This window comes from Streptomyces sp. SAI-135 (genome assembly GCF_029893805.1).
Taxonomy (GTDB): Bacteria; Actinomycetota; Actinomycetes; order Streptomycetales; family Streptomycetaceae; genus Streptomyces.
Genome location: NZ_JARXYP010000002.1, coordinates 4,357,529 through 4,381,248 on the forward strand (window position 1 = coordinate 4,357,529; position 23,720 = coordinate 4,381,248).

At 71.0% G+C, this 23,720-nt stretch carries 23 protein-coding genes; 13 read left to right on the plus strand and 10 right to left on the minus strand.

The window, feature by feature from the left end:
• Position 1: 1 nt before the first annotated feature.
• The 3 genes from M2163_RS24100 to M2163_RS24110 all read left to right on the plus strand — a co-directional run bounded on the left by M2163_RS24100 (position 2) and on the right by M2163_RS24110 (position 3,471).
• Complete coding sequence (locus M2163_RS24100) at positions 2–1,477, plus strand: ATP-binding protein (protein ID WP_280894994.1); 1,476 nt, start codon at positions 2–4, stop codon at positions 1,475–1,477.
• A gap of 442 nt (positions 1,478–1,919) precedes the next feature.
• Entirely contained in the window at positions 1,920–2,159 is a 240-nt protein-coding gene (locus M2163_RS24105) for a helix-turn-helix domain-containing protein (protein ID WP_280850755.1), read from the plus strand.
• 76 nt (positions 2,160–2,235) lie between these two features.
• Positions 2,236–3,471 (plus strand): tyrosine-type recombinase/integrase, encoded by a 1,236-nt coding sequence (locus M2163_RS24110; RefSeq protein WP_280894995.1) that lies wholly within the window; start codon positions 2,236–2,238, stop codon positions 3,469–3,471.
• 78 nt (positions 3,472–3,549) lie between these two features.
• On the opposite strand, the gene M2163_RS24115 is transcribed toward M2163_RS24110, so the two are convergent.
• The gene (locus M2163_RS24115; protein WP_280850753.1) at positions 3,550–4,311 is read right to left on the minus strand and encodes a phosphoglyceromutase; all 762 of its coding nucleotides are present in this window, start codon (positions 4,309–4,311) and stop codon (positions 3,550–3,552) included.
• A gap of 111 nt (positions 4,312–4,422) precedes the next feature.
• Here M2163_RS24115 and M2163_RS24120 point away from each other — a divergent pair, with 111 nt between their 5' ends.
• On the plus strand, positions 4,423–5,727 hold the full coding sequence (locus M2163_RS24120; protein WP_280894996.1) for an MFS transporter: 1,305 nt from the start codon (positions 4,423–4,425) through the stop codon (positions 5,725–5,727).
• Between the two features lie 51 nt (positions 5,728–5,778).
• Here M2163_RS24120 and M2163_RS24125 read toward each other — a convergent pair whose 3' ends face one another.
• Entirely contained in the window at positions 5,779–6,204 is a 426-nt protein-coding gene (locus M2163_RS24125; RefSeq protein ID WP_280850751.1) for a DUF2000 domain-containing protein, read from the minus strand.
• 49 nt (positions 6,205–6,253) lie between these two features.
• On the opposite strand from M2163_RS24125, the gene M2163_RS24130 reads away from it, so the two are divergent.
• Both M2163_RS24130 and M2163_RS24135 read left to right on the plus strand, forming a co-directional pair.
• Positions 6,254–7,090, plus strand: coding sequence for an AraC family transcriptional regulator (locus M2163_RS24130; protein ID WP_280894997.1), 837 nt, complete (start codon positions 6,254–6,256; stop codon positions 7,088–7,090).
• A gap of 24 nt (positions 7,091–7,114) precedes the next feature.
• Positions 7,115–7,639 carry a hypothetical protein gene (locus M2163_RS24135; protein WP_280894998.1) on the plus strand — a complete coding sequence of 175 codons (525 nt, stop codon included), beginning with the start codon at positions 7,115–7,117 and terminating at the stop codon, positions 7,637–7,639.
• A gap of 75 nt (positions 7,640–7,714) precedes the next feature.
• On the opposite strand, the gene M2163_RS24140 is transcribed toward M2163_RS24135, so the two are convergent.
• Together M2163_RS24140 and mshA are read right to left on the minus strand one after the other, a co-directional pair.
• Positions 7,715–8,215, minus strand: a complete 501-nt coding sequence (locus M2163_RS24140; protein WP_280894999.1) for a YbjN domain-containing protein — start codon at positions 8,213–8,215, stop codon at positions 7,715–7,717.
• Positions 8,208–9,545, minus strand: coding sequence for a D-inositol-3-phosphate glycosyltransferase (gene mshA / locus M2163_RS24145; protein WP_280850747.1), 1,338 nt, complete (start codon positions 9,543–9,545; stop codon positions 8,208–8,210). The genes M2163_RS24140 and mshA overlap by 8 nt, the downstream gene beginning before the upstream one ends.
• A gap of 240 nt (positions 9,546–9,785) precedes the next feature.
• Between mshA and M2163_RS24150 the strand changes: the two genes are divergently transcribed.
• From M2163_RS24150 to M2163_RS24160, 3 genes are all read left to right on the plus strand, one after another.
• The gene (locus M2163_RS24150) at positions 9,786–10,616 is read left to right on the plus strand and encodes a class I SAM-dependent methyltransferase (RefSeq protein ID WP_280895000.1); all 831 of its coding nucleotides are present in this window, start codon (positions 9,786–9,788) and stop codon (positions 10,614–10,616) included.
• A 321-nt stretch (positions 10,617–10,937) separates the two neighbouring features.
• On the plus strand, positions 10,938–12,014 hold the full coding sequence (locus M2163_RS24155) for an NlpC/P60 family protein (protein ID WP_280897306.1): 1,077 nt from the start codon (positions 10,938–10,940) through the stop codon (positions 12,012–12,014).
• A 306-nt stretch (positions 12,015–12,320) separates the two neighbouring features.
• Positions 12,321–13,625 carry a response regulator gene (locus M2163_RS24160; RefSeq protein WP_280895001.1) on the plus strand — a complete coding sequence of 435 codons (1,305 nt, stop codon included), beginning with the start codon at positions 12,321–12,323 and terminating at the stop codon, positions 13,623–13,625.
• 22 nt (positions 13,626–13,647) lie between these two features.
• Here the strand turns inward: M2163_RS24160 and M2163_RS24165 are convergent, their stop codons facing one another.
• The 3 genes from M2163_RS24165 to M2163_RS24175 form a co-directional block, all read right to left on the minus strand.
• A complete protein-coding gene (locus M2163_RS24165) occupies positions 13,648–13,986 on the minus strand; it encodes a DUF2516 family protein (RefSeq protein WP_030318102.1) in 339 nt (112 codons plus the stop codon).
• Positions 13,987–14,158: 172 nt separating this feature from the next.
• Positions 14,159–14,839: a hypothetical protein gene (locus M2163_RS24170; protein ID WP_280895002.1), complete on the minus strand. Its 681-nt coding sequence runs from the start codon at positions 14,837–14,839 to the stop codon at positions 14,159–14,161.
• Positions 14,840–14,931: 92 nt separating this feature from the next.
• Entirely contained in the window at positions 14,932–15,537 is a 606-nt protein-coding gene (locus M2163_RS24175; RefSeq protein WP_280850743.1) for a helix-turn-helix transcriptional regulator, read from the minus strand.
• 85 nt (positions 15,538–15,622) lie between these two features.
• On the opposite strand from M2163_RS24175, the gene M2163_RS24180 reads away from it, so the two are divergent.
• The 3 genes from M2163_RS24180 to M2163_RS24190 all read left to right on the plus strand — a co-directional run bounded on the left by M2163_RS24180 (position 15,623) and on the right by M2163_RS24190 (position 18,981).
• On the plus strand, positions 15,623–16,132 hold the full coding sequence (locus M2163_RS24180; protein ID WP_280897307.1) for an NUDIX domain-containing protein: 510 nt from the start codon (positions 15,623–15,625) through the stop codon (positions 16,130–16,132).
• Between the two features lie 307 nt (positions 16,133–16,439).
• Positions 16,440–17,180 carry a VOC family protein gene (locus tag M2163_RS24185; protein WP_280895003.1) on the plus strand — a complete coding sequence of 247 codons (741 nt, stop codon included), beginning with the start codon at positions 16,440–16,442 and terminating at the stop codon, positions 17,178–17,180.
• 40 nt (positions 17,181–17,220) lie between these two features.
• On the plus strand, positions 17,221–18,981 hold the full coding sequence (locus tag M2163_RS24190; RefSeq protein ID WP_280895004.1) for an ankyrin repeat domain-containing protein: 1,761 nt from the start codon (positions 17,221–17,223) through the stop codon (positions 18,979–18,981).
• A gap of 141 nt (positions 18,982–19,122) precedes the next feature.
• Here the strand turns inward: M2163_RS24190 and M2163_RS24195 are convergent, their stop codons facing one another.
• Complete coding sequence (locus M2163_RS24195; protein WP_280895005.1) at positions 19,123–19,848, minus strand: class I SAM-dependent methyltransferase; 726 nt, start codon at positions 19,846–19,848, stop codon at positions 19,123–19,125.
• Between the two features lie 254 nt (positions 19,849–20,102).
• On the opposite strand from M2163_RS24195, the gene M2163_RS24200 reads away from it, so the two are divergent.
• A complete protein-coding gene (locus M2163_RS24200) occupies positions 20,103–20,948 on the plus strand; it encodes a nitroreductase/quinone reductase family protein (RefSeq protein WP_280895006.1) in 846 nt (281 codons plus the stop codon).
• 24 nt (positions 20,949–20,972) lie between these two features.
• On the opposite strand, the gene M2163_RS24205 is transcribed toward M2163_RS24200, so the two are convergent.
• Both M2163_RS24205 and M2163_RS24210 read right to left on the minus strand, forming a co-directional pair.
• Positions 20,973–23,021: an AAA family ATPase gene (locus M2163_RS24205; protein ID WP_280895008.1), complete on the minus strand. Its 2,049-nt coding sequence runs from the start codon at positions 23,019–23,021 to the stop codon at positions 20,973–20,975.
• Between the two features lie 56 nt (positions 23,022–23,077).
• On the minus strand, positions 23,078–23,686 hold the full coding sequence (locus M2163_RS24210; protein ID WP_280895009.1) for a TetR family transcriptional regulator: 609 nt from the start codon (positions 23,684–23,686) through the stop codon (positions 23,078–23,080).
• Between the last annotated feature and the right edge of the window lie 34 nt (positions 23,687–23,720).

The following is a 23,720-nucleotide window of genomic DNA, read 5'->3' on the forward strand; positions in this document are numbered from 1 at the left end:
CATGGCTGACGACGACAAGACCCCGGCCCGCGAGATCATCACCGAGTACGCGCAGGCGCACTTCCGGTACTTCCGCACCCCCGACGGCACCGTCTACGCCCAGCGCAAGGGCCACCCCGTGGCCCGTCCGATCCGCTCGCAGGGAACTACGGGCAGCCACCGCCAGGAACTCATGGTGGGACTGTTCCGCGACGGGAAAGGCGTCTTCAACGGCAGCGCCCTGAAAGAGGCGCTGGACCTGATCGAGGCACTCGCGCTGAGCGAGGACGTGCAGCCCGTCTACATCCGCGTTGCTCCGGGCTTTGACGGAGCGACATGGCTGGACCTCGGGCGGGATGACGGACAATCCGTCCGCATCCACCCCACCGGCTGGGAGATCACCACCCCGGACCCGCGCGAGGTGTGCTGGCGGCGCACCCAGCTCACCGGGGAACTGCCCCTGCCGGCCAAGGACACCAACGGCAAGGGCATCGATCTCCTTATGCGGCTGTGCAACTTCGCCACCGCCGAGACCGAGTGCCTGGCCATTGCCTGGCTCATCGGCTGCCTCGGTCCGTCGGTGCCCGTTCCGGCCCCGTTCCTGACCGGCCCGCAGGGAGCGGGCAAGTCCACCGGTGGGCGGATGCTGATCCGGATCGTGGAGGGCATGAGCGGGGACCTGCGCCGGGCCCCCAAGGATGAAGAGAACCTGATCGCAGCCGTATCGGCGGGATGGGTCACGGCCTTGGACAATCTGTCCCACATGACCCCGGACCTGTCGGATGCGATGTGCTGCATCGTGACCGGAGCCGAGAACGTCAAGCGGGCGCTGTTCACCGACGGGGACGTGTTCCGCGTCGGCTACCGGCGCCCTCTGCTCCTGACCGGCATCGACGTGGGCGTCATCCGCCCCGACCTTGCTGAACGGCTCCTGCCGCTGCGCTTGGAGCGCCCCAAGGTGCGGCGCACCGAGGCCGAGCTGTGGGCGGAGTACGCGGAAGTGCTGCCGGTGGTCCTCGGTTCGCTCCTGGACCTCACGGTCAAGGTCCGCGCGGCGAAAGCCGAGACACCCACCGATCTACGGATGGCTGACTTCGCGCACCTGTGCGCGCAGTTCGACGCTGCAACCGGGCTCGGAGTCCTCGCCGCCTACCGGGCCAGCCTGGACGACCTGAACGACGACGTGATCGAAGGTGACCTGCTCGCACAGACCGTCCTGCGTCACGCCGCCACCATCTCCCCAGGCGCAGCACAGCGGATGACGTCCACAGAGTGGCTGCACCTCCTGAGCGGCCTCTACAACGGCGAGGGAATGCGTCCCCTGCCCAAGGGGTGGCCGACCACCGGGAAGGTGCTCTCTGACCGTCTCAAGCGCCTACAGCCCACCCTGGCCGCCCGAGGTGTCCTCATCGACTCCGGGCGCACCAGCACGGGCCGCTACCTCGAAATGACCCGTCCAGCCGCACCCGTCCCGCAGGAGCCGAAACGCATGTTCTGACCGCCGCGCGGCGGCGGACGCTCTTTGGACAAGCAAGAAGAGCACCGCATCGCAGGAGTGCTCCTCTTGCTGTTCGGTGCGCAGCACCGCCCAAGGGACGCGCCGCGCAGCGGCCCCCATTCACGCTGTAAGGCGCACCAACTACCAACAGGCAGCCCCTCTCTTGTCCTAAGAGGGAAACGCTGCGTCACGTGCGTCACACGGGACGCTCAACGGCCTCTGGCCTGCGGATACACGCATGACGCAGACGGATAGTCCCGCGTCATCCTGCGTCATCTGCGTCATCGGATGACGCAGCCGCATGCCGCATGCATGACGCAGACCCTTGCCACCGCGTCAAGAAAAACCGCAGGTCAGAAGCCTGAATGTCGCTAATGACGCGATGACGCAGAAATCCGCACCTCGGACACGCACGGCCATGCCCTCCCTGCTAGGAGCCCCTATGGCACAGCCGACAGAGCCCGATCCCCGAGCCACCCTCCGAGGCGGCCTCCCGGACCGGTACCTCACCCCCCATGACATTGCCGAGATCTTCGGCGTGCCCCTCGAAACCGTCTATCAGTGGCGCAGGAAACGCACCGGTCCCCCCGGCTTCCGCGTCGGCAAGCACGTCCGCTACGACCCCGCCGAAGTAGGGGCCTACGTCATGCAGCTCAAGAGCGCCGGCCGCGTCGCGGCCTAACGCAACCTCGCAAACCGTCGGGGGTGGCCGTCGAACGGCCACCCCTGCTCCATGCTGGGAAAGGACTCCGCCTCCGATGGCAGGAAGCATTCAAGACCGTTGGTTCAGGACCGAGACTGCCGTCAGCGGCAAGACCGTCCGTGTCAAGACCGAGCGCCACGGGACCGGCCTGCGCTACAGGGCTCGCTACTTCGCACCCGACGGCAAGCGCAAGAGCAAGTCGTTCGCTGACGGACAGAAGCGCCTCGCTGAACAGTGGTTGAGCAAGATGGCTGCGGACGTGGCTCGCGGCGACTACATCGACCCGAACGCCTCCCGGACGTCCTTTCAGGAGTTCGCGGAGGAGTGGCTTGCAAGCCAAAGTGGAGACCCGAACACCCGAGCCTCAATGCAGTCACAACTCAGGCTGCACGCCTTTCCTCGCATCGGGTCACGTCCGCTCGGGTCGTTCCAGCCGAGCCATATCCGTGAGTTCGTGACCCAGCTCGAAGCCTCCGGCATGTCCGGCGCGTACGCCCGTGTGATCTTCTCCAACGTCCGAGCTGTTCTCAGCGCGGCCGTCGAGGACGGCTACCTTCGCCGGAACCCCTGCAACTCCCGCACGGTGACGCTCCCTGAGATGGGTCTGCGCCGCGTCGTCCCGTGGCAGCCAGAACGCGTTTTTGCCATGCGGGCCGCCATGGTCGAGCGCTTTCGCACCATGGTCGACATGGGCGCCGGCTGCGGCCTGCGACAGGGCGAGATTCTCGGCCTGAGTGTCGATGAGCTGGACTTCGACACCAACACCTTGCACGTGGTGCAGCAGCTCAAGCTGAGTCTGAGTAGGCCTGTGTTTGCGCCACCGAAGGGCGGCAAGCTCCGTGATGTGCCTCTACCCGATCCCGTGGCGGAGGCTCTAAAGGAGCACATAGAGCGCTTTCCGCCCGTCGAGGTCACGCTCCCGTGGATGCGGGCGAACGGCCAGCCCGTGACGAAGCGCCTGATCTTCAGTGGACCCAATGGCGGGCACGTCTGGCGTACGTCGCTGAACGAGGACCACTGGAAGCCCGCCCTGGCGAAGGTCGGTGTCATCCCGAAGGCCAAGAGCCGCGAGCATGCCGCCGCCCGCGAGCACGGCATGCACGCACTTCGGCACTTCTACGCATCCGTCCTCCTGGACGCCGGGGAGAGCATCAAGGCCGTCAGCGAGTACCTCGGGCACTCGGACCCGGGTCTGACTCTGAAGGTGTATGCGCACCTCATGCCGAGTAGCCGGGACCGGGCCCGAAAGGCTCTCGGGCAAGCGCTCCGGCCGCGAGGTTCGGGGGACTGAGGGCCCACAGTGGGCCCGGGCCGTGAAAACGCCCCTGAGTGGCGCCATATGCGCAGCTCAGGGGCATGATCACAAACCCTACTTCTTCTTGCCCTGGTTCTTGACCGCCTCGATCGCTGCCGCGGCCGCCTCCGGGTCGAGGTACTTGCCGCCCGGGGTCACCGGGTTGAAGGACGCGTCGAGCTCGTAGTAGAGGGGGATGCCCGTCGGGATGTTCAGGCCCGCGATGTCGGCGTCGGAGATGCCGTCCAGGTGCTTGACCAGGGCGCGGAGGCTGTTGCCGTGGGCCGCCACCAGGACCGTGCGGCCGGCCAGGAGGTCCGGGACGATGCCGTCGTACCAGTACGGGAGCATGCGGACGACGACGTCCTTCAGGCACTCCGTGCGGGGGCGCAGCTCCGGCGGGATGGAGGCGTAGCGGGGGTCGGCGGACTGGGAGAACTCCGTGCCGTCCTCGAGGGGCGGGGGCGGGGTGTCGTAGGAGCGGCGCCACAGCATGAACTGCTCCTCGCCGAACTCCGCGAGGGTCTGGGCCTTGTCCTTGCCCTGGAGGGCGCCGTAGTGGCGCTCGTTCAGGCGCCAGGAGCGGTGGACCGGGATCCAGTGGCGGTCCGCGGACTCCAGCGCCAGCTGGGCGGTGCGGATCGCGCGCTTCTGGAGGGACGTGTGGACCACGTCGGGCAGGAGGTCGGCGTCCTTCAGGAGCTCGCCGCCGCGGACTGCCTCCTTCTCGCCCTTCTCGTTGAGGTTGACGTCCACCCAGCCGGTGAACAGGTTCTTCGCGTTCCATTCGCTCTCGCCGTGGCGGAGGAGGATCAGCTTGTACGGTGCGTCGGCCATGCGTATGAGCGTAATCCACACCCCCGGTCCGGGTGGAGGCCCGCTCGGCAGACGGACGGTTGACGGGATCTGTTAATTGAGTGGCCTGCCGCCATCCCCGTTTCGTAAGTTGTGCTCACCGCTTGGGACACTTACAAACACGGGGGACCGTCCATGCCACTCGCCACCCTGAGACGCGCCGGCCGCGAGACCGTCTCCGGGCTTCCCCGCGCGTTCTGGTGGCTGTGGACCAGCACCCTCGTCAACCGCCTGGGCGCCTTCGTCGCCACCTTCATGGCCCTCTATCTCACCCTCGACCGCGGCTACTCCGCCTCCTACGCCGGTCTCGTCGCCTCGCTGCACGGGCTGGGCGGGGTCGTGTCGTCCATCGGCGCCGGGGTGATGACCGACCGGCTGGGGCGGCGACCCACCCTGCTGGTCGCGCAGTCCGCCACCGCCGCCTCCGTCGCGCTGCTCGGGTTCATGCACCACCCCGTCGCGATCGCCGCCGTCGCGTTCCTGGTCGGCATGGCCTCCAACGCCTCCCGGCCGGCCGTGCAGGCGATGATGGCCGACATCGTGCGCCCCGAGGACCGGGTGCGGGCCTTCTCCCTCAACTACTGGGCCATCAACCTCGGCTTCGCCGTCTCCTCCATGGGCGCCGGTTTCATCGCCGAGTACAGCTATCTCGCGGGCTTCCTGATCGAGGCCGGGATGACCGCCGTCTGCGCGGTCGTCGTCTTCCTCAAGCTGCCCGAGTCACGGCCCGCCACGGCGCACGCCGAGAAGGCCCCAGACGACGTCCGCCTCGGCACCGTCCTGCGCGACGGACGGTTCATGAGCGTCGTGGGACTGTCCTTCCTCGTCGCCGTGATCTTCCAGCAGGGGTCCATAGGGCTGCCCGTCGCGATGGGCGAGGCCGGGTTCACCGCCGCCGACTACGGCCTGGCCATCGCCCTCAACGGCGTTCTGATCGTCGCGCTCCAGATCCCGGTGACCCGGTTCATCCAGGACCGGGATCCCCAGCGGCTCCTCGTCGTCTCGTCCCTGCTCGCGGGATACGGCTTCGGACTCACCGCCTTCGCCGGGTCCGTCGGCCTGTTCGCCCTCACCGTGTGCGTGTGGACCCTGGGCGAGATGATCAACGCGCCCACCCAGACCGGCCTCGTCGTCCGTCTCTCCCCCGCCCACGGGCGCGGCCGCTACCAGGGCATGTACACACTGTCCTGGTCCGTCGCCGCCCTCGTGGCGCCCCTGATGTCCGGTTTCGTCATCGACCGGTTCGGGGCGGAGTGGCTGTGGGGTCTGTGCGCGGTCGTCGGGACGGCGGCGGCGGTGGGCTACGCCGCCCTGATGCGCCGGCTGTCCCGGGAGACGGCCACCGGGACCGCCGTACCCGAGAAGCCCGCCGCCGCGGCCGAGGCCAGCGCGGCCTGATCGGGTCCGGACCCGTACCCGGTGCCGGACCCGGCCCCGTACCCGGTGGCGTCACGGATGCATGCGCGCGCCCTTGAGGACCTTGTCCACCGCATTGCGCGGGCCGTACACCGCGAGGCCCACCAGGTCCAGCTCCTCGGTCGCCACCGCCCGTACCGCCGCGCGGTTGTCACGGTCGTTGCCCGTCGAGAAGAGGTCGCTCGTGAACAGGGCGCGGGGCAGCGAGCGGGACAGCACGCGCGCGTGGGCCGCGGTCAGCGTCTCCTTGGTGCCCTCGAAGACCAGGACGGGCTGGCGGAACATCGGCAGATACGGCACGCCGTCGGCGTCCTCGTACGGCTCGCCGACCACCTCGGGGGCCTGCGTGCCCAGGCCGCTGACGAGGAACGCGGTGACGTTCAGACGCTGCCAGGTCTCCAGGTCCTCGCGCAGCAGGACGGCGATCTTGGTGTCGAAGCGGATGGGTTCATCGTTCATACGGTGAGACTGGCGGGCGCCGTACGGCCTCGTCTTGTACGTTCTTTGCATGGCGGCCCCGACCATGCCCGCGCAGGAAGTCACCGCGTGGCGACCCGCCGTCCCGGGCGTCACCGAGGTCTTCCACGCCCACTTCACCGAGTACGCGTACCCGATGCACGTGCACGAGGCGTGGACGCTGCTCATCGTGGACGACGGGGCCGTACGGTACGACCTCGACCGGCACGAGCACGGCACTCCGCACGACACCGTCTCGCTGCTGCCGCCGCACGTCCCGCACAACGGCTCGCCCGCCACCCCCGACGGCTTCCGCAAGCGGGTCCTCTACCTCGACCGGACCCACCTCGGCGACGAGCTCATCGGGCCCGCCGTCGACGGCCCCGACCTGCGGGACCCCGTACTGCGGCAGCGGGTGGGGCAGCTGCACACGGCACTGGCCGGTCCCGGTGAGGAGTTCGAGGCGGAGAGCAGGCTGACGCTCATCGGCGACCGGCTCCGGGCCCTGCTGCGGCGGTCGCCGCACGACGGGCCGGTGCGCCGCGACCCCGTCCTCGCCCGCCGGCTGCGCGAACTGCTCGACGAGCGGGTCGTGGAGGGGCTGACGCTGGAGGAGGCGGCAGGGGTCGTCCAGGCTCATCCGGCGCATCTCGTACGGGCGTTCAGTACCGCCTACGGCATCGCGCCGCACCAGTACCTCACCTCCCGCCGCGTCGACCGGGCCCGGCGTCTGCTGCTCGCGGGGCAGGGTCCCGCCGAGGTCGCCGCGCTCACCGGTTTCCACGACCAGGCCCATCTCACCCGGCACTTCAAGCGGCTGGTGGGGGTGACGCCGGGTCGTTACCGCACCGGTGCCGGGGGAGACCCACGGAAGGCATCCGTCCGGTGATCGGCGCGGGTTAGCGTCACGGACATGGATGACAGACAGAACTCCTTGCCGTTCAGACGTCTTTCCGTGGCCGTCGCGGGGGCGGCCACCCTGGTCGCCCTCAGCGTGGGCGGCGCCATCGCCGCGAGTTCGGGGGACGAGCCCACCGCCGAACCGAGTGCGTCGAGCTCCCTCCCGCCGGACGAGGGCACGGTCGGCGGCAGCGGGGGCGGTGACGGCGGCACGGTCAGTGGCAGTGGCGGCATCACCGGGGGCATCGACCCCAGCCCCACCTCCACGTCTCCCGACGAGCCGACCGAGGAACCCACCGAGGAACCCACCGGGGAGCCCACCGGACAGCCCTCCACACCGAGCGAGCTGGAGGAGCTCAACCGGCGTATCGCCGAGCTCGACAGGAAGGTCGACGAGCTGCCGACCAAGAAGGAACTGGCCGACGCGCTCCGGGCTTTCGCGGACCAGTTGGACCAGCCGTCCTCGCCCGAGGATCCCGGTCCGAGCCACGAGCCGACCAGCGAGCCGCATCCCTCCAGCTCACTGCCGCGCCGCTAGACACCGCGCGACGGAGACGGCCCGGGGACGACCCGGGGACGGACGACCCGGGGATGCGCCGGAGACGACCCGGGGTCAGTCCTCCGCGCGCCGGGTCAGGTGCGCGAACGCGTCGAGGTTGCGCGTGGACTCGCCCCGGGCCACCCGCCATTCGTACTCCCTGCGGATCGCGGTGGCGAAACCCAGCTCCAGCAGGGTGTTGAAGCTGCCGTCGGCCGCCTCCAGGACCTGGCCCAGGAGGCGGTCGACCTCGTCGGCGGTGACCGCGGCGAGGGGGAGCTTGCCGGTGACGTAGACGTCACCGAGCCGGTCGACGGCGTAACTCACGCCGTACAGCTTGAGGTTGCGCTCCAGGAGCCAGCGGTGGACGCCGGGTTCGTTCTCGTCGGGGTGGCGGATGACGAAGGCGTTCAAGGAGAGGGAGTGGCGGCCGACGAGGAGCGAGACGGTCGTCTTGAGTTTGCGGGTGCCGGGGAGCTGCACGACGTAGTGGCCGGGTTCGGGGCTTTCCCACTCGACCTCGGCGTCCTTGAGGACGCCCTCGATGACCTGCGCTGCCTTCTCTGCCTCAGCCATGCAGCGAGCGTACGTGACGCCGGTACGACTGTGCCGCGGCCACATAGACGTCCGCCGTCGCCGCGGCCGCGGTGTCCCAGCCGAAGGACTGGGCGTGCCGGGCGGCCGCCGCGCCCATGCGGGGCGTGAGCGCCGGGTTGTCGGCGAAGTCGCGCAGCACGCGCGCGTAGGCGGCCGGATCGTGTCCGCGTACGAGGAAACCGGTCCGTTCGTCGGCCACGGCCACCGGCAGCCCGCCGACCGCCGCCGCGAGCACCGGGGTGCCGGCCGCCTGGGCCTCTATGGCGACCAGGCCGAAGGACTCGCTGTAGGAGGGCATGACCAGCACGGACGCGGCCCGGAACCAGTCCGCGAGCTGTTCCTGGCCGACGGGCGGGTGGAACCGTACGACATCCGCGATGCCGAGCCGGGCAGCCAGCTTCTGGAGGCCCTCCGGCTTGGCGAGGCCGCTGCCGCTGAGACCGCCGACGACCGGGACGAGGATGCGGGAACGCAGGTCGGGGCGCTGGTCGAGCAGGACCGCCACGGCGCGCAGCAGGACGTCCGGGGCCTTCAGGGGCTGGATGCGGCCCGCGAAGAGGGGGATCAGGGCGTCCTGGGGCAGGCCGAGACGGGCGCGGGCCGCCGCCCGGCCGTCCGCCGGGCGGAAGCGGTCGAGGTTCACGCCGGGGTGGACGACGGCGACCTTGGCGGGGTCGGCGGCGTAGTGGTGCACGAGTTCCTCGCGCTCCTCGGCGGTGTTGGCGATGAGGCGGTCGGCGGCGGCGACGATCTGGGTCTCGCCGATGACGCGGGCGGCGGGCTCGGGGGTGTCGCCGTCGGCCAGGTTGGCGTTCTTGACCTTGGCCATGGTGTGCATGGCGTGCACGAGCGGGGTGCCCCAGCGCTGGGCGGCGAGCCAGCCCACGTGGCCGGAGAGCCAGTAGTGCGAGTGGACCAGGTCGTAGTAGCCGGGGCGGTGGCCGGCCCAGGCCTGCATCACGCCGTGCGTGAAGGCGCACAGCTGGGCGGGGAGGTCCTCCTTGTTGAGGCCCTCGTAGGGGCCGGCGTCGACATGGCGGACCAGGACGCCGGGGGCCATCTCGACGGTGGGCGGAAGACCGCCCGTCGTCGCGCGCGTGAAGATCTCGACCTCGATGTTGATCGCGGCGAGGCGCTGGGCGAGCTCGACGATGTAGACGTTCATGCCGCCCGCGTCGCCGGTGCCCGGCTGGTGGAGCGGTGAGGTGTGCACGGAGAGCATGGCGACGCGGCGGGGGCGGCGGTGCAGGCGCAACCGGTGCGGTGCGGCCTGGGAGCGACGCTGGAGCCTGCTGACGTACTGGCTCACGTGGCGTTCCTCCTTGCAGCGGGCATGCCGGACGGAGGGCGTGCGGACCCTCCGAGGGAGGCAACACCGGAAGGGTGCATTCCCATTCCGGCCGGGGTGGTTTTTGCCGAGGTATTACCGGGGGTCGCTCAACCGTTCGATGAGTGGGTGCGTCGGGTGTGCGTCGGGTGCGTCTGCCGTGCCCGGCGGTCCGGGCATGTGGTCCGGTACCACGGGTTCCCGCCACATACCCTCATAGCCATGACGTCCCGTGCCGCCTCCCGCCCTGTGGGCACGGTCACGCGCGGCACGACCAACCCCAACCGGCTGCGCCGCATGGACCGCTGGTTCGCGGCCACGCACGGCGCCGAGCTGCGGCGCGCCGCCGATCCGGTCGCCGTCGACCTCGGCTACGGGGCCGCGCCCTGGACCGCCGTCGAACTGCTGGCCCGGCTCCGCGAGACCGCGCCACGCACGCGCGTGGTCGGCATCGAGATCGAACCGGCGCGGGTGGCCGCGGCGAAGCCGTACGAGCGGGACGGGCTCCTCTTCCGGCACGGCGGCTTCGAGATCCCGCTTCCCCGGCGGCCGCAGCTCATCCGGGCGGCCAATGTGCTGCGCCAGTACGACGAGGCCGAGGTGGCCGCCGTGTGGGAGCGGCTGTGTGCCCGGCTGGCCCCGGCCGACCCCGCACGGGGATCGCGCGGCGGACTGCTCGTCGAGGGGACCTGCGACGAGATCGGGCGCCGGCACGTGTGGGTCGCACTCGGGCCGGAGGGACCGCGGACGGTCACCTTCGCGACCCGGCTGGGTTCCCTTGAACACCCCTCCGACCTCGCCGAACGCCTGCCGAAGGCGCTGATCCACCGCAACGTGCCGGGCGAGCCGGTGCACGCCTTCCTCCGCGACTTCGACCGCGCCTGGGCAGCCGCCGCCCCCTACGCCTCCTACGGCGCCCGCCAGCGCTGGATCCGAACGGTCCGGTCCCTGGCGACCAGTTGGCCGGTGGTGGACGGGCCCGCACGGTGGCGGCAGGGGGAAGTGACGGTGGCTTGGGAGGCGTTGGCCCCGCGAGGGGTGGGGGCGGGGTGAGCCTGGCTCGCGTGGCGCGAAGGGGAGACACATGAACCCCGGTGTCCTGAGGGGCGCGTGAACTGCGGCGCCCCCCGCTCCGGCGTGATTCACCCGCAGCCCCGCCGGGCGTGACCCGCAGGGAACGATCTGTGTGAGTCGTTCGTCACAAAGGCGGGGAGATCGTCTTCGGGGGGCGGGGAGAGGGGGATGCACCGAGGGGCGCCGGGAGGCGAAGGGCTGTACAGCGTGGGCCTGCCTCTGTCGCTTTCGGCCGTGACGTGGCACGATCCCCCGAGCACCGTAAGTTACTGACGGTAAATCAGCTTTGGGGGCATGGGTATGGGGACGGGCAAGCGCGGTCTGATCGCCACGGCCGTGACCGTGATCGGCGCGGTGGCCGTACTGGCGGCGCCCGGCAGCGCCTTCGCCGCACCGAGTCCGACACCCTCCCCCACCGCCTCACCGACGACGGCCGTGACCAACAGGGACATCGAAGCCGTACGCAAACAGCTCGACGCCCTCTACCACGACGCCGCCGTCGCCACCGACGCCTACAACGCCGCCGAGGAGAAGGCCGAGCAGCAGTCGGCGCAGATCGTCGCGCTGGCCCGGAAGATCGTCAAGGGTCAGGAGAAGCTGGCGAGGCTGAAGGCCCGCGCGGGCGCCGCGGCCGCCGCCCAGTACCGCACCAACGGCCTTCCGGACGAGGCCAAGCTGGTGCTGAGCGACGATCCGCAGCAGTTCCTGGACGCCACCGGCCGCGTCCTCCAGGGCCAGCGCGCCACCAAGGCCCTCATCGCGGAACTGACCCGCACCCAGCAGGACTTGAAGCAGTACGCCGACGACGCCTCCGCCCAGTGGACCAAGCTGGAGGCCAACCGCAAGGCGAAGGCGGCCGCCAAGAAGAAGGTCGAGCAGCGGATCGCGGCGGCCGAGAAGCTCGAGTCCCAGTTGGAGGCGAAAGAGAAGGAGCGCCTCGCCGAACTGGAGGAACAGGCCGCCCACAAGGCGCAGACCGCCTGGCTGGACTCGGGCGTCCTCAAGGAGATCAGCGGCGAGACCAGCAAGGCCGGCAGGACCGCGGTCGCCTACGCGACGACCCAGATCGGCAAACCGTACGTATGGGGCGCCGAGGGGCCGGACTCCTACGACTGCTCCGGACTGACCTCACAGGCCTGGGCGAGCGCCGGCAAGCCCATCCCGCGCACCTCGCAGGAGCAGTGGAAGCAGCTCGAGCACGTCGACATCAGGGACATGCGGCCCGGCGACCTGATCATCTACTTCGACGACGCCAGCCATGTGGCGATGTACCTCGGCGACGGCGCGATCGTGCACGCGCCGCGCCCCGGGCGCACGGTGACGATCGCCGGAGCGGGTTCGATGCCGATCCTCGGAGTCGTGCGACCGGACGCGTGAGCGTCTTCGGGTGACCAGCTGACCGAGTGACCAGGTGACCGAGTGACCAGGTGAGACCTGGGTCATGTGATGCGAGGCACCCCTGAAGGCGCCACAAACCTTCCGCCGACGTGACGTTCGTCATCCCCACGACACCCGTCACCTGTCCAACTGCGGTGGATAACGCGGCATATGACAGTGGCCACCGGCCAAGCAGCGTGTCTCACGCCATTCCTTTACCGGCCCGCCACCCGCTATGGTCCCCGTCGGTGGATCGAGGTCCCTCGCTCCACCATGCCCTCGGGGGGAGGGAAGGAATCCAAGACGATGCCCGTACCCATACCGCGGCAGCGAGCGATCCCGGCCGTGGAGAGTGGTCAGGCGCCGGCCGCATCCCAGGAAGACCCCTCCAAGGAAGAAGCCCCGCGCAAGGAAGCCACGGTCGACAACAACGCCGCCACCACCCAACTGAGCCTGCTGGTGATCGAGGACGATCCCGGCGGGTCCACGGTCGTCCCCGAGCTCCTGGACTCGACAGGCAAGCCGATCCGTGTCCGCACCGCCCGCAACCTCACCGAGGCGGAGCGGCTGCTCACCGATGACGTGCACTGCATCCTGCTCGACCTCGCGCTGCCCGCGCCCGGCCGCTCCGCCGACGACGACGAGCTCGCCGTGCTCCGCCATGTCCTGGAGCTCGCGCCCCGGCACGCCGTCCTGGCGCTCACCGCGTCCGGCGACGCCGAGCGCGGCGCCGAGGCGGTGCGGGTGGGCGCCCAGGACTATCTCTTCCGGGACGAACTGGACAGCCGGCTGCTGAGCCGGGCGATCCGGTACGCGGTGGAGAGGAAACGTTCCGACACGGCCGAGCGCAGGCTCGCCGAGGGACGGGTACGGGCGCAGGAGAACCGGCGCCTGGAGCGCGGTCTGCTGCCCACCCCGCTGCTGGAGGGCTCGACGCTGCGGTTCGCCGCGCGGTACCGGCCGGGCCGCTCGCGCGCGCTGCTCGGCGGCGACTTCTACGACGTCGTACGGACCCCCGACGGGACCGTGCACGCCATGATCGGTGACGTCTGCGGGCACGGCCCCGACGAGGCGGCGCTCGGCGTGGAGCTGCGGATCGCCTGGCGTGCGCTGACCCTGGCGGGGCTGTGCGGGGACGAGCTGCTCGGCACGCTGCAGGAGGTGCTGGAGCACGAGCGCTCGGACGACGAGATCTTCGCGACGCTGTGCACGGTGGACATCGCGCCGGACGGGCGGCGGGCGGGACTGTGCCTCGCCGGGCACCCCTCGCCGCTGGTGGCCCGGCCCGGACGGCCCGCACAGCTGCTGCCGTACGACAACAACGGACCCGCGCTGGGCCTGCTGCCCGGGGCCCGCTGGCCTCGGATGCAGGTGGAGCTGGGTGCCCAGTGGAGTCTCATGCTCTACACCGACGGCCTGATCGAGGGGCGCGTCGGAGAGGGCGGGGAGCGGCTGGGCCAGGACGGGATGGTCTCCATGATCCGCCGCCAGCTCTCCGAGGGGCTGCGCGGGGAAGCGCTGCTGCGGGCCGCGGTGAACGAGGTGCGGTCGCTCAACGGCGGCGAGCTGGCGGACGACGTGGCGGTACTGCTGCTCGACCGGGAGACCTGAGGGCCGGGCGTGACGGGTGTCGCTAGCGGCCTCCGTTGTACGGGCCGTAGGGGCCGTCGCTGCTGGAACCCCGGCCCCGGCCGCTGCGGCCGCCGCCCGGAAGGGCGCGGATCGCCGGGCGTACGTCGACCATGTACACGATCGTCGCGATGAGGCCGATGATCGGCAGGAACGACAGGATGTTGAAGATCAGGTTCACCACGAAGGCGAGCCCGAGGATGATCAGCCAGAAGGGCTTGGTCTTCTTGTCGGCCGCGCGGTAGGCGTCCTCACGGCGGATGGCGGCGTCGAACAGCGCGAAACCGCTGAAAACGATCAGGGCCATGCTCAGCAGCCACATGAAGCCTGCGAACCCCTGCATCAGCACAACGTCCACCACCCGACTCGGCTCGTCATAACGCGATTACGCGGTCACCGTACCCGTTCCCGCACGGTCGCTACCCGGAGAACGGGCCGGGCACTCGGTAAGTGCCCGGCCCGGTGTTCTGCCGTGTCCCGCGGTGCGGGGGCCCTGCGGTGCGGGTGCCCTGCGGTTACTTGGCGGGCGGGGTCTTCTTCGCCGTGGTGGTCTTGCGCGGCGTGGTCTTCTTGGCGGTGGTGGCCGTCTTCTTGGCCGGGGCCGGGGCGGCGGCCGTGGCCGGCGTCACCGGCGTGACCGGCTTCGCGGCCGGAGTCGCGGTCTGGTCCTTGACCTCGCCCGGCTCGGCGTTGGGCTCGACGGCGATGGCCAGTTCCTCGATCTCCTCGGCGGCCTCGCCACGCCAGGTCTTGACGGCCTGCTCGCCGTGCTCGGCGACCTTCTCGTAGGCCTCGCGGGCCTTGACGGCGTACTCGGCGGCGACGCCGACACCGCGCAGGGCGAGGTCCTGGGCGGACTCGCCGAGCTTCTTCAGGTCCGCGTCGATCGTGCTGCCGAGCTTCTTCAGGTCGCCGTCGAGGGTGCTGATGAACTCGCCGACCTTGGTCTGCAGGGTCTCCTGCGTCTCCTTGACCTTGGCGCCGGCCTCCTTGGCACGGGCCTGGGCCTTTTCCTGGACCGCCTTCGGGTCGGTGCCGCGCACGGCCTCGATCCGGGCCGGGGCCTCGGCGCGGAGCTGCTCCACCAGGCCGGGCACCTTCTTGGCCTCCTGGAAGGCCAGGTCACCGGCGCCGGCGAGGAAGTAGAGGGGGGTCGGGTCCTTGACGGCCTTGCGGATGTCGTCGGTGATGGCCATGGTGACGGTCCTCCCGGGTCGCTTTCTGATGAGGGTTTTGGGTCCCGCGGCGCCTGTCGGCGCGATCGGGCCGTGTCGAGCCGTACCGGCTCTCAACTGGCCGTCTGCTGCGGGTCGGCGTCGCTGCCGTCGGTCTTGGAGGGCTTGCGGGTGGTGCGGGGCTTGCGGGGCCGACGGGCCTCCCGTACGGCGGTGTCGCCGGCCGGTTCGCCGTCGGCCGGGACGGCTATGTCCCGGAGCTCGTCCTGGGCGTCCGCCGTACCGCCGAGCGGCCCGTCGCTCTGCCCGTCGCCCGGTCTGTCGCCCGGTCTGTCGCCCGGCGAGGGGGCCGCGTCCGACGGGGCGATCTCGAAGCCGTTCTCCTTGCGGAAGGACTCGTAGATCTGGAGCAGCACCTGCTTCTGCCGCTCGTTGAGCGTGGGATCGGCGAGGATGACCGCACGTGTCTCCACGTCGTCCCGGTCGCGCTCGGCGTCGAGGATGCCGGCCCGCACGTACAGCGTCTCGGCGGAGATCCGCAGGGCCTTGGCGACCTGCTGGAGTACCTCCGCGCTCGGCTTGCGCAGCCCGCGCTCGATCTGGCTCAGATACGGATTGGACACCCCGGCGGCATCGGCGAGCTGCCTGAGCGACAGCTGCGCGGTGCGCCGCTGTTCACGCAGATACTCACCGAGATTGCCGACGTTGAGCGATGCCATGCCTCCACTGTGCACCACCCTCGCTAACTATTGCAAGCACCCGCTTGCAAAAGTGCGCCACGCCACGTCGGTGGACTCTGTCAGGGTGTGCGGCGTGGATGAACTGGTGGAGCGTGTCGACGGTCGAGACCGTGTGCTGGGGGTGGTCGGCCGTCGGGAGGCCGTCCGGGAGGGGTGGCTGCACCGGGTCGCCGTGACGGTGTGTCGTGATGAGCGTGGACGCATCCTCGTCCACCGGCGGTCGGAACGGCTGTCGCGCTTCCCCGGACTCTACGAGGTCGAGGTCGGTGGCGCCGTGGGTGTCGGCGAGTCCTATGAACAGGCCGCCGCGCGGGAGCTGGCCGAAGAGCTGGGCATACGTGCGCTGCCGCGCCTGCTGTTCACGTTCCTCAACCGCAGCGGCTTGAGCCCCCACTGGCTCGGCGTGCACGAAGCCGTGGCGCCGGACGCCGTGGTCCCCGATCCCGGTGAGGTCGCCTGGCACGGCTGGCTGACCGAACCGGAGCTCGACTCGGCCCTGCTGGAGTGGAGCTTCACCCCCGACAGCCACGAGGCCTTCGGCCGGTATCTCGCGTTCCGGACGGCACAGTCCTGACCTCACTCGCCTGTGCGGGCCGGGACGCATGCTTGCGGCCGACGCGATGCGTGGGAGCGGCGGGCGCCATGGCCGGACTCGTGAGAGCGGCGGGACGCCACGGTTGCCCAGGTGATCCCCCCAACTACCGGACAGTCGCTGCGAGCTGACCCCGCTGGGCCAGGAGGCGCGCCACGCCCTGAACCGCCGGCCGGGTCCCGCATCCGGACACCGCGGGCGACGGGACGCCGTAGCAGGACACGGGGGTCCCACCTGACGTGCACCGTCGCGAAACGCCGACCCCCGGCGGCTGCATAGGATCGCCGTCATGGCGCTGCGACCCGTGCAGGTGAACATGAAGGCCGTCGACGCGGCGGCGGTCGGCCGGTTCTGGGCGGAGGCGCTCGGGTGGACTGCCTACCGTCCCGGTGTGACCACCTACGTCGGCCCCGCGGGCGGTCTCGTGTGGCCGGACCCGGCCGGTCTCGGTATCGACGTCGTACCCGTCCCGGAACCCAAGTCGGCGACGAAGAACCGGATGCACCTCGATCTCGCCACCACGTCCGCTGCCCATCAGGCGGAGTTGACCGAGCGGCTGAGAGTTCTCGGAGCGACGCCCGTCGACGTGGGCCAGGGCGAGGTGCCGTGGACAGTCCTCGCCGACCCCGAGGGCAACGAGTTCTGCGTGCTGGAGCCCCGGGAGGTCTACCGGGACACCGGGCCGGTCGCCGCCGTGGTCGTGGACTGTACGGATCCGCGGGAGATGGGCCGGTTCTGGGGTGCGGCGATCGACTGGACCCTGCACGAGGTGACCGACGACCATGCGGTGCTGCGGTCCGCCGAGGGCGTCGGCCCGTATCTGGAGTTCCTCCGCACGCCCGATGTGAAGACCGTGCCGGACCGCGTCCATCTGGACCTGCTGCCGTCCCCGGGTGACGACGAGGCCGCGGAAGTCGCCCGGCTGCACGCCCTCGGCGCCACCGACCTCGACCTCGGACAGGGCGACGTCCCGTGGACGTGCCTGTCCGACCCGGAGGGCCACGAGTTCTGCGTTCTCGCCCGTTCCTGAGGCCCGGGGCGTTGTCAGTGCCGTGTGCGACGCTCGGCGCATGGGGTTCTTCGACGATCTGGTGCTGGCGGAGGAACCGGCCGCCGAGCAGGACGTGTTGGTGCAATTACGGCCGCCGGGGGAGGACGAGGGACGGTACGCGCCGCCCGTCGACCGCTGGGCGCCCGCGCTGCTGCCACAGCTCGACGTGGTCGGTGCGGGGGCCGGGACGCGGGTCCTGGTGACGGGGTGGTCCGTGTGGCCCGAGTCGGTCACCCTGCATCTGTCGGTGTTCCGCAAGGTCCGCCGGCAGGGCGGGGACCCGCGGCGGCAGTCCGGGCTGCGGGTGGGGCTGCTGTTCTCCGACGGCCGACGGGTGACCTCGCTGGACGGCACGGTGACGCGGAGGATCCCCTACACCGGGCCACAGGGGGAGGCGCGGGAGGCGGCGACCGAGCAGGCGATCGGGCTGATCCCGTTGGATCCCGGCCTGCACCACTCCCACAGATCCCTGTTCAAGACGGACGTCGACCTGTATCTGCCGGAGCTCCCCCCGCCCGGCCGGGCGCAGTTGGTGGTCGAGTGGCCGGACGAGGGCGTGCCCGAGACCCGGACCCCGGTGGACGCGGACGCGCTCCGCGCCGCGGCGGGGCGCGCGTTCGAGGTCTGGCCGGGACTCGAAGCACCGGATCAGGAGGCGCCGTCGGGTTCGTTCGCGACGCTGGAGGTCAGCGGACCGCCGTCCTTCCTCGCGCCGCCCCTCGACCGACGTCAGCGCGAAGCCCTGCGGCGTGCGGAGGAAGCCCGGCAGCGGTACGTACCGCGGGCCGACTGGCAGCGCATGGGCTACGACGACTGGGGCGACGCCGACCTGATCAGGGCCCGGTTGGCGGCAGGCGCTCCGGCCGACGCGCGCGTCGGCTGGCAGGGCACCACCCCGCTGCACCTCACGGCGGAACGGGGCTCGGCGGAAGCGGTGGCCGCGCTCCTGCCGCACGTCGCGGACGTCGACGTGCGCGACGACGAGGACCACACCCCGCTCTGGCACGCCGTCCACAGCATGGACGAGTCCACGGTACGCGCCCTGATCGACGCGGGGGCGGACGTGTGGACACCGCAGCCCCCCGGACAGCTCTGGTCGCCGGGCCGGCTGCTGCTGACCACCGGTCTCGCCCCGCTCGTCCGACACCTCCCGGGCGCGGTGGAGTTGGGGCCCGACGAGGAGGCCGCCCAGCAGGCGGCCGACGCGCTCATCGCCGCCTTCGGCACGGAGCCGATATGGACCGAGGGGCTCGGCGTCTGCTTCGTACGGGACCTCGGGGAGGACGAGGTGCTACGGCGGCTCGGTACGGATCCCGCGCAGTGCCCGAGGACCGACCCCGACCACGCGCCCTTCGCCCCGGACGACTACGACGAGTCCCTGCGCCACGTGGGCGTCCGGGGCGTGGACGGCACCCCCGGCGGCTGTGTGATCACCCAGGACGGCTACATGCCGAGCGACGACGCCGTGCTGCGCGCGATATCCGCGGGCACCACCGCCTACGGGGTCTACTTCAACCCTAAGGGCGGCACCTTCGGCACCCTGGCCCGCGACGGCGAGGTCGTCGCGTCCGACGAGATCGGCATCGGGCCGCACGACTCGGACCCGGCGGCCTACTGGACCTTCCGTTTCTGGCAGCGCGAGCACGACTTCCCTTACGGTGCCGACGTCCTCGCGTATTGCTGCGCCGCGGCCGGCCTGCGGATCAGCGACGGGCGGGACGCGGTCGACAGGCACGCCCCGCGCCGCTGGGTGCCCCTGCCGACCCGGCTCCAACGCTGACCGGGAGACCTGGCCGCGCCTCGGCCAGGTCGAGGGTCGTGAGTCGTGGGTCGCGGGTCGTGGGTCGCGGGTCGTGGGCCGTGGTTGCACCCACCACAGCCGCCCCGTGCCACGACGCCCATGAGCGCCACGGCCCCCGGCCTAGGCGCGCCGTGCCACGAAGACGAACTCCTTGCCCGGCCGGTCGGGCGCGTCCCGTACGTCCTCCACCACGAACCCCTGGGCACCCAGCTCCGCCTCGACCTCCTCCCGCTCCCGGAAGCGCAGGGTCGAGTCCGAGGTCAGCACCCGCCCCTCCGCTGCGAACACATAGGTCCACCGGAACGACACCAACTGCCCCTCCACCGAGGTGACTTCCACCCAGCTCTCCACCACCCCGGCCCCGGGCACGTCCGTCACGGCGTACGAGGCCTCCCGGTTCCACTCCTCCCAGGCCCGCCGCGCCGGGTCCCGCGTCTCGAACACCAGCCGCCCACCGGGCCGGAGCACCGCGTGCACACAGCGCAGGGTCTCCCGCCAGGCGTCCGCCTCCACGATCTGCTGGGCGACGTTGGCCGTCATGGTCACCAGGTCGACCCGCACGGACGGCAGTCCGGACGCGTCACCGTGAACCCAGCGCACCCGTTCGCTACCCCGCTTCCCCCGGGCCACGTCGAGCGAGGCGAGGGCGGGATCGACCCCGACGACCTCGACACCCCGCCCGGCCAGCAACAGCGCGAACACCCCCGTCCCACAGCCGAGATCCAGCACCTGCCGCGCCCCGAACTCCTCCACCATGCGGACATAGGCGTCCAGGTCACTGCGATCGGGATCGAGGGCGTCATAGATCGCGGCCAGCCGCGGATGAGTGAAGCCTTCGTCAGCCATGCGGGCGACCGTAGGGCATGCCCATGACCCGGTCACGACCGAGCAGATCGGCCAGGGTGGTCGTGGGAATGTCCGCAAACCCGGTGGTCTCGGTCATGCCGCGGGCGTTACCGTGCGTGCATGACTGCCGGGTCGGCCTTGTGCCGTGAACGAGTTGGGTGCCCGGCCTCTGAATGAGGTCGCGGCGGGCCAGGGGCCCGCCTCTTTCTCCGCGCCTTCGCCTCCATGAAGACCAGCGAGAGAAAGAAGAGAGAGTGCCCCACCCCGTCCAGGACTTCAACCAGCGGATCATCGACGAGTTCCGCGCGAACCACGGCCGGGTCGGCGGCCCCTTCGAGGGCGGCCGCCTGATCCTCCTCACGACCACCGGCGCCCGCACCGGCGCCCCGCACACCACCCCCGTCGGCTACCTCCCCGACGGCGGCGACCGCATCCTCGTGATCGCCTCGGCGGGCGGCTCGCCCCGCCACCCCGACTGGTACCGCAATCTCGTCGCCCACCCTCACGTCACGGTCGAGAGCGGGGTGTTCACCTACGAGGCTCGGGCGGTCGTGCTGACCGGAGAAGAACGGGACCGGGCCTTCGCGCGTGCCGTGGAGGCGGACCGCGGCTGGGCCGTCTATCAGGAGAAGACGGACCGCGTCCTCCCCGTCATCGCCCTGCACGAGATCGCCCGCCCGGGCCCACCGAACATCAACGCCTCCTCCCCCGGCGAGGCCATCAGGCTGGTCCACGACGTCTTCCGCCGCGAGCTGTCCCTGATCCGGACGGAGTTGGACTCGGGCGGCACCACCCTCGGCGCCCAACTCCGCGTCAACTGCCTCACCTTCTGCCAGGGACTGCACAACCACCACACCGGGGAGGACAGGGCGATGTTCCCGTTCCTGGCCGACCGCCACCCGCAGTCCCGTCCGGCCCTCGACCGTCTGCGCACCGAGCACGAACACATCGCCGCGCTGGTCGAGGAGCTGCGGGAGGCACTCTCCGGCACGGACCTGCCCTCCGTCCGCACGGAGGTCACCCGCCTGACGACCGAGCTGGAGGCCCACCTCACCTACGAGGAGGAACAGCTGATCCCCCTCCTCGACGGCGGAGCCTGACGCAGACGCACGGGCGGCCGCGGCCTAGAACGGCAACGGCCGCCCGTGCACCACCGCCAGCCGGGACACCGCCCGGGTCAGGACGACATACAGCCGGTGCAACCCCCGCCCCCCTGTCCCCTCCTCCGCGATCGCCGCCGGCTCGACGGCCACGACATGGTCGTACTCAAGTCCCTTGACCACACCGGCCGGTACGACACTGACCCGCGCACCCGGCTCGTCCGGGCCGGCGGCGGCGATCCCGGCCGCGTCGAGGGCCTGCCGTACGCGTGTCACGTCGGCATCGGCCGCGACGACCCCTACCGACCCCTCGTGCGCGAGCGACTCCCGTACGGCCTCCACGACCGCGCCCGGCAAGGCGTCCAGGGAGGTGGGCCAGATGCTCAACTCGCCGTCCCCGCGCAGGGATCGCGCCTCGGGCACGTCCACGTCCAGTTGGCCCAGAAGCCGGTTGGCGAGCTCGACGACGGCCCGCGGCACCCGGAACCCGACGGTCAGCGGTACGACGGCCGCGTCCGGCTTGCCGAGATGCCGCAGGACCGTGTGCCACGAACGGGCCGCCCAGGGCGTGGTCCCCTGCGCCAGGTCCCCGAGCACGGTGACCGACCCGAACCGGGCCCGGCGGGCGATCGCCCGGCACTCCATCGGAGACAGGTCCTGCGCCTCGTCGACGACGAGATGGCCGTACCCCTCAGGATGCTCCACCAGCCCGGCGACCTCGTCGAGCAGCACCAGATCGGCCGCCGACCACCGTGCCGACTTCCACGACCTCGGCGGCTTGGCCCACAGCAGGTCCCTCTGCTCCTCGGCGTCGAGAATGCCGTCCGCGGCGGCAGCCAACTCCACACTGCCGCTGAGCAGTCCGGCCACGACCTCCTCGGGTCGCACCTTGGGCCACACGGCGTCCAGGAACGCCCCCATCACCCGGGACCGCGAGATCCGCTGCACCCAGGCGCCGTTCTGCGGCCCGGCGCGCCGCTCGGCCTGCAACTGCACGCTCCGCACCACCCGCCCCCGCACCCGCTCCCGCCCGACCCCGTACGGCGGTTCCTCCTGCCGTACGTCCGCCACGATCCGCGCGAGTTCACCGGCGCCGACCCGCCAGCTGTAGGAACCGTCCTTGATCTCCAGGGGGTTGACCTCCGCCGTCGACACCCGCGCGTACAGCGCCCGGCGCAGCACCTCCGCCATGCGTGGATCGTGCTTGAGGACGGCGGTGCGAGGGGTGTCGTCGGCCGTGACCGGATGCCGGGCGATCTCGTCCTGGAGCGTGGCCTGCCGCACGCCGCTCTCCCCGAGCGCGGGCAGCACCTGGGAGATGTAGGAGAGGAAGGTCCGGTTGGGCCCGAGGACGAGGAGCCCGCCGCGCCGCATGCGCTGCGGGTGGGTGTAGAGGAGGTAGGCGGCCCGGTGCAGCCCGACGGCGGTCTTGCCGGTGCCGGGAGCGCCCTGGACGCACACGGAGAGCGCGAGGTCACCGCGTACGAGATCGTCCTGCTCCGGCTGGATGGTCGCGGCGATGTCCCGCATGGGCCCGACACGGGGCCGCTCGATCTCGCGGGCGACGATTGCGCTGGGCCCCGACTCCCCCTTGCTCAGGCGCTCGTCCTCCAGCCCGGTGAGGTCGGCGGAGTCCCCCTGGCTGCCCGCCGCCCACCCGAACCGCCGCCGCACGGCGACCCCCTGCGGATCGTGAGCGCTCGCCTGGTAAAAGGCGCGGGAGACGGGCGCACGCCAGTCGACCACGAGAGGCGGGGCGGCGGGGTGCTCGGTGATCCGCACCCGGCCCAGGTGATACGCCTGCCCGGCATGCTCTCCCGCGTCGAACTCCAGCTTCCCGAAGAACAACGGCCCTTCGGGCAGCTCCCGCATCTCCTTGGCCCGACTGCGCAGCCGGTAACCGAGCACTTCGGCATCGGCCCCGGAGGCGGACACGTCCTCGCCGACGACGACCTGCTCCTGCGCCCCGTCGACCATGGCGGCGAGGGCGGCCCGGCAACGGTCGTGATGGGCGCGCTCGAGGTGGAGGGACTCTTTCAGGGCGAGACGGGGAGCGGGATCGGCTGACGTCATGGGGACGAGCGTACGCGAAAAAACGCAACCGAGTTAAATTTATTACCGACTCTCGCTCAGGCGAGCCGTCCCAGTCCGCCGGCCAACAGCCCGAACGCCCGCTCGGCCGCGGCCACGGCATCCCCGCGCACGTCCTCGATCCGCTCCCCCTCGGAGATGCGCCGCCAGTTCTCCATGGCGAGGATCCGCCGCACGGCGATGATCTGCCCCGCCGCCAGCCGTGCGTCGAGGTCACCCCCGAGCACCTCGGCGAGCGCGGTCTCCTGCCGTTCCAGGTGGCCATGGGCCCGTGCGACGAGAGCGGGGGTGCCGTAGAGCAACGCGTGAAAGGCGAGCACATCGGGGTGATCACTGAGCCCAGTGGCCGGGTCGCCCCGCTCCAGCCCTTCCAGGAAATGCCGCCGCAGGGCGACGAGCGGCGCCTCGTCCGACCGGGCCACGACCCGCGCGGCCTCGTCCTCGTGATCGGCGATCCGGTGCAGGACGAGGTCCTCCTTCGCCGGGAAGTATCGGAACAGCGTCGGCTTGGAGATCTCGGCGGCAGCGGCGATCTCGGCCACGGAGACGGCGTCGAAGCCCTTCTCCAGAAAGAGCCGGATGGCGATCTCGGAGACGGTCTCGTACATCTGCCGCTTCTTGCGCTCGCGGAGGCCGGGGGCGGTCATGGGGGTGAGCCTACGCAGTGGCAGGGTCATTTCG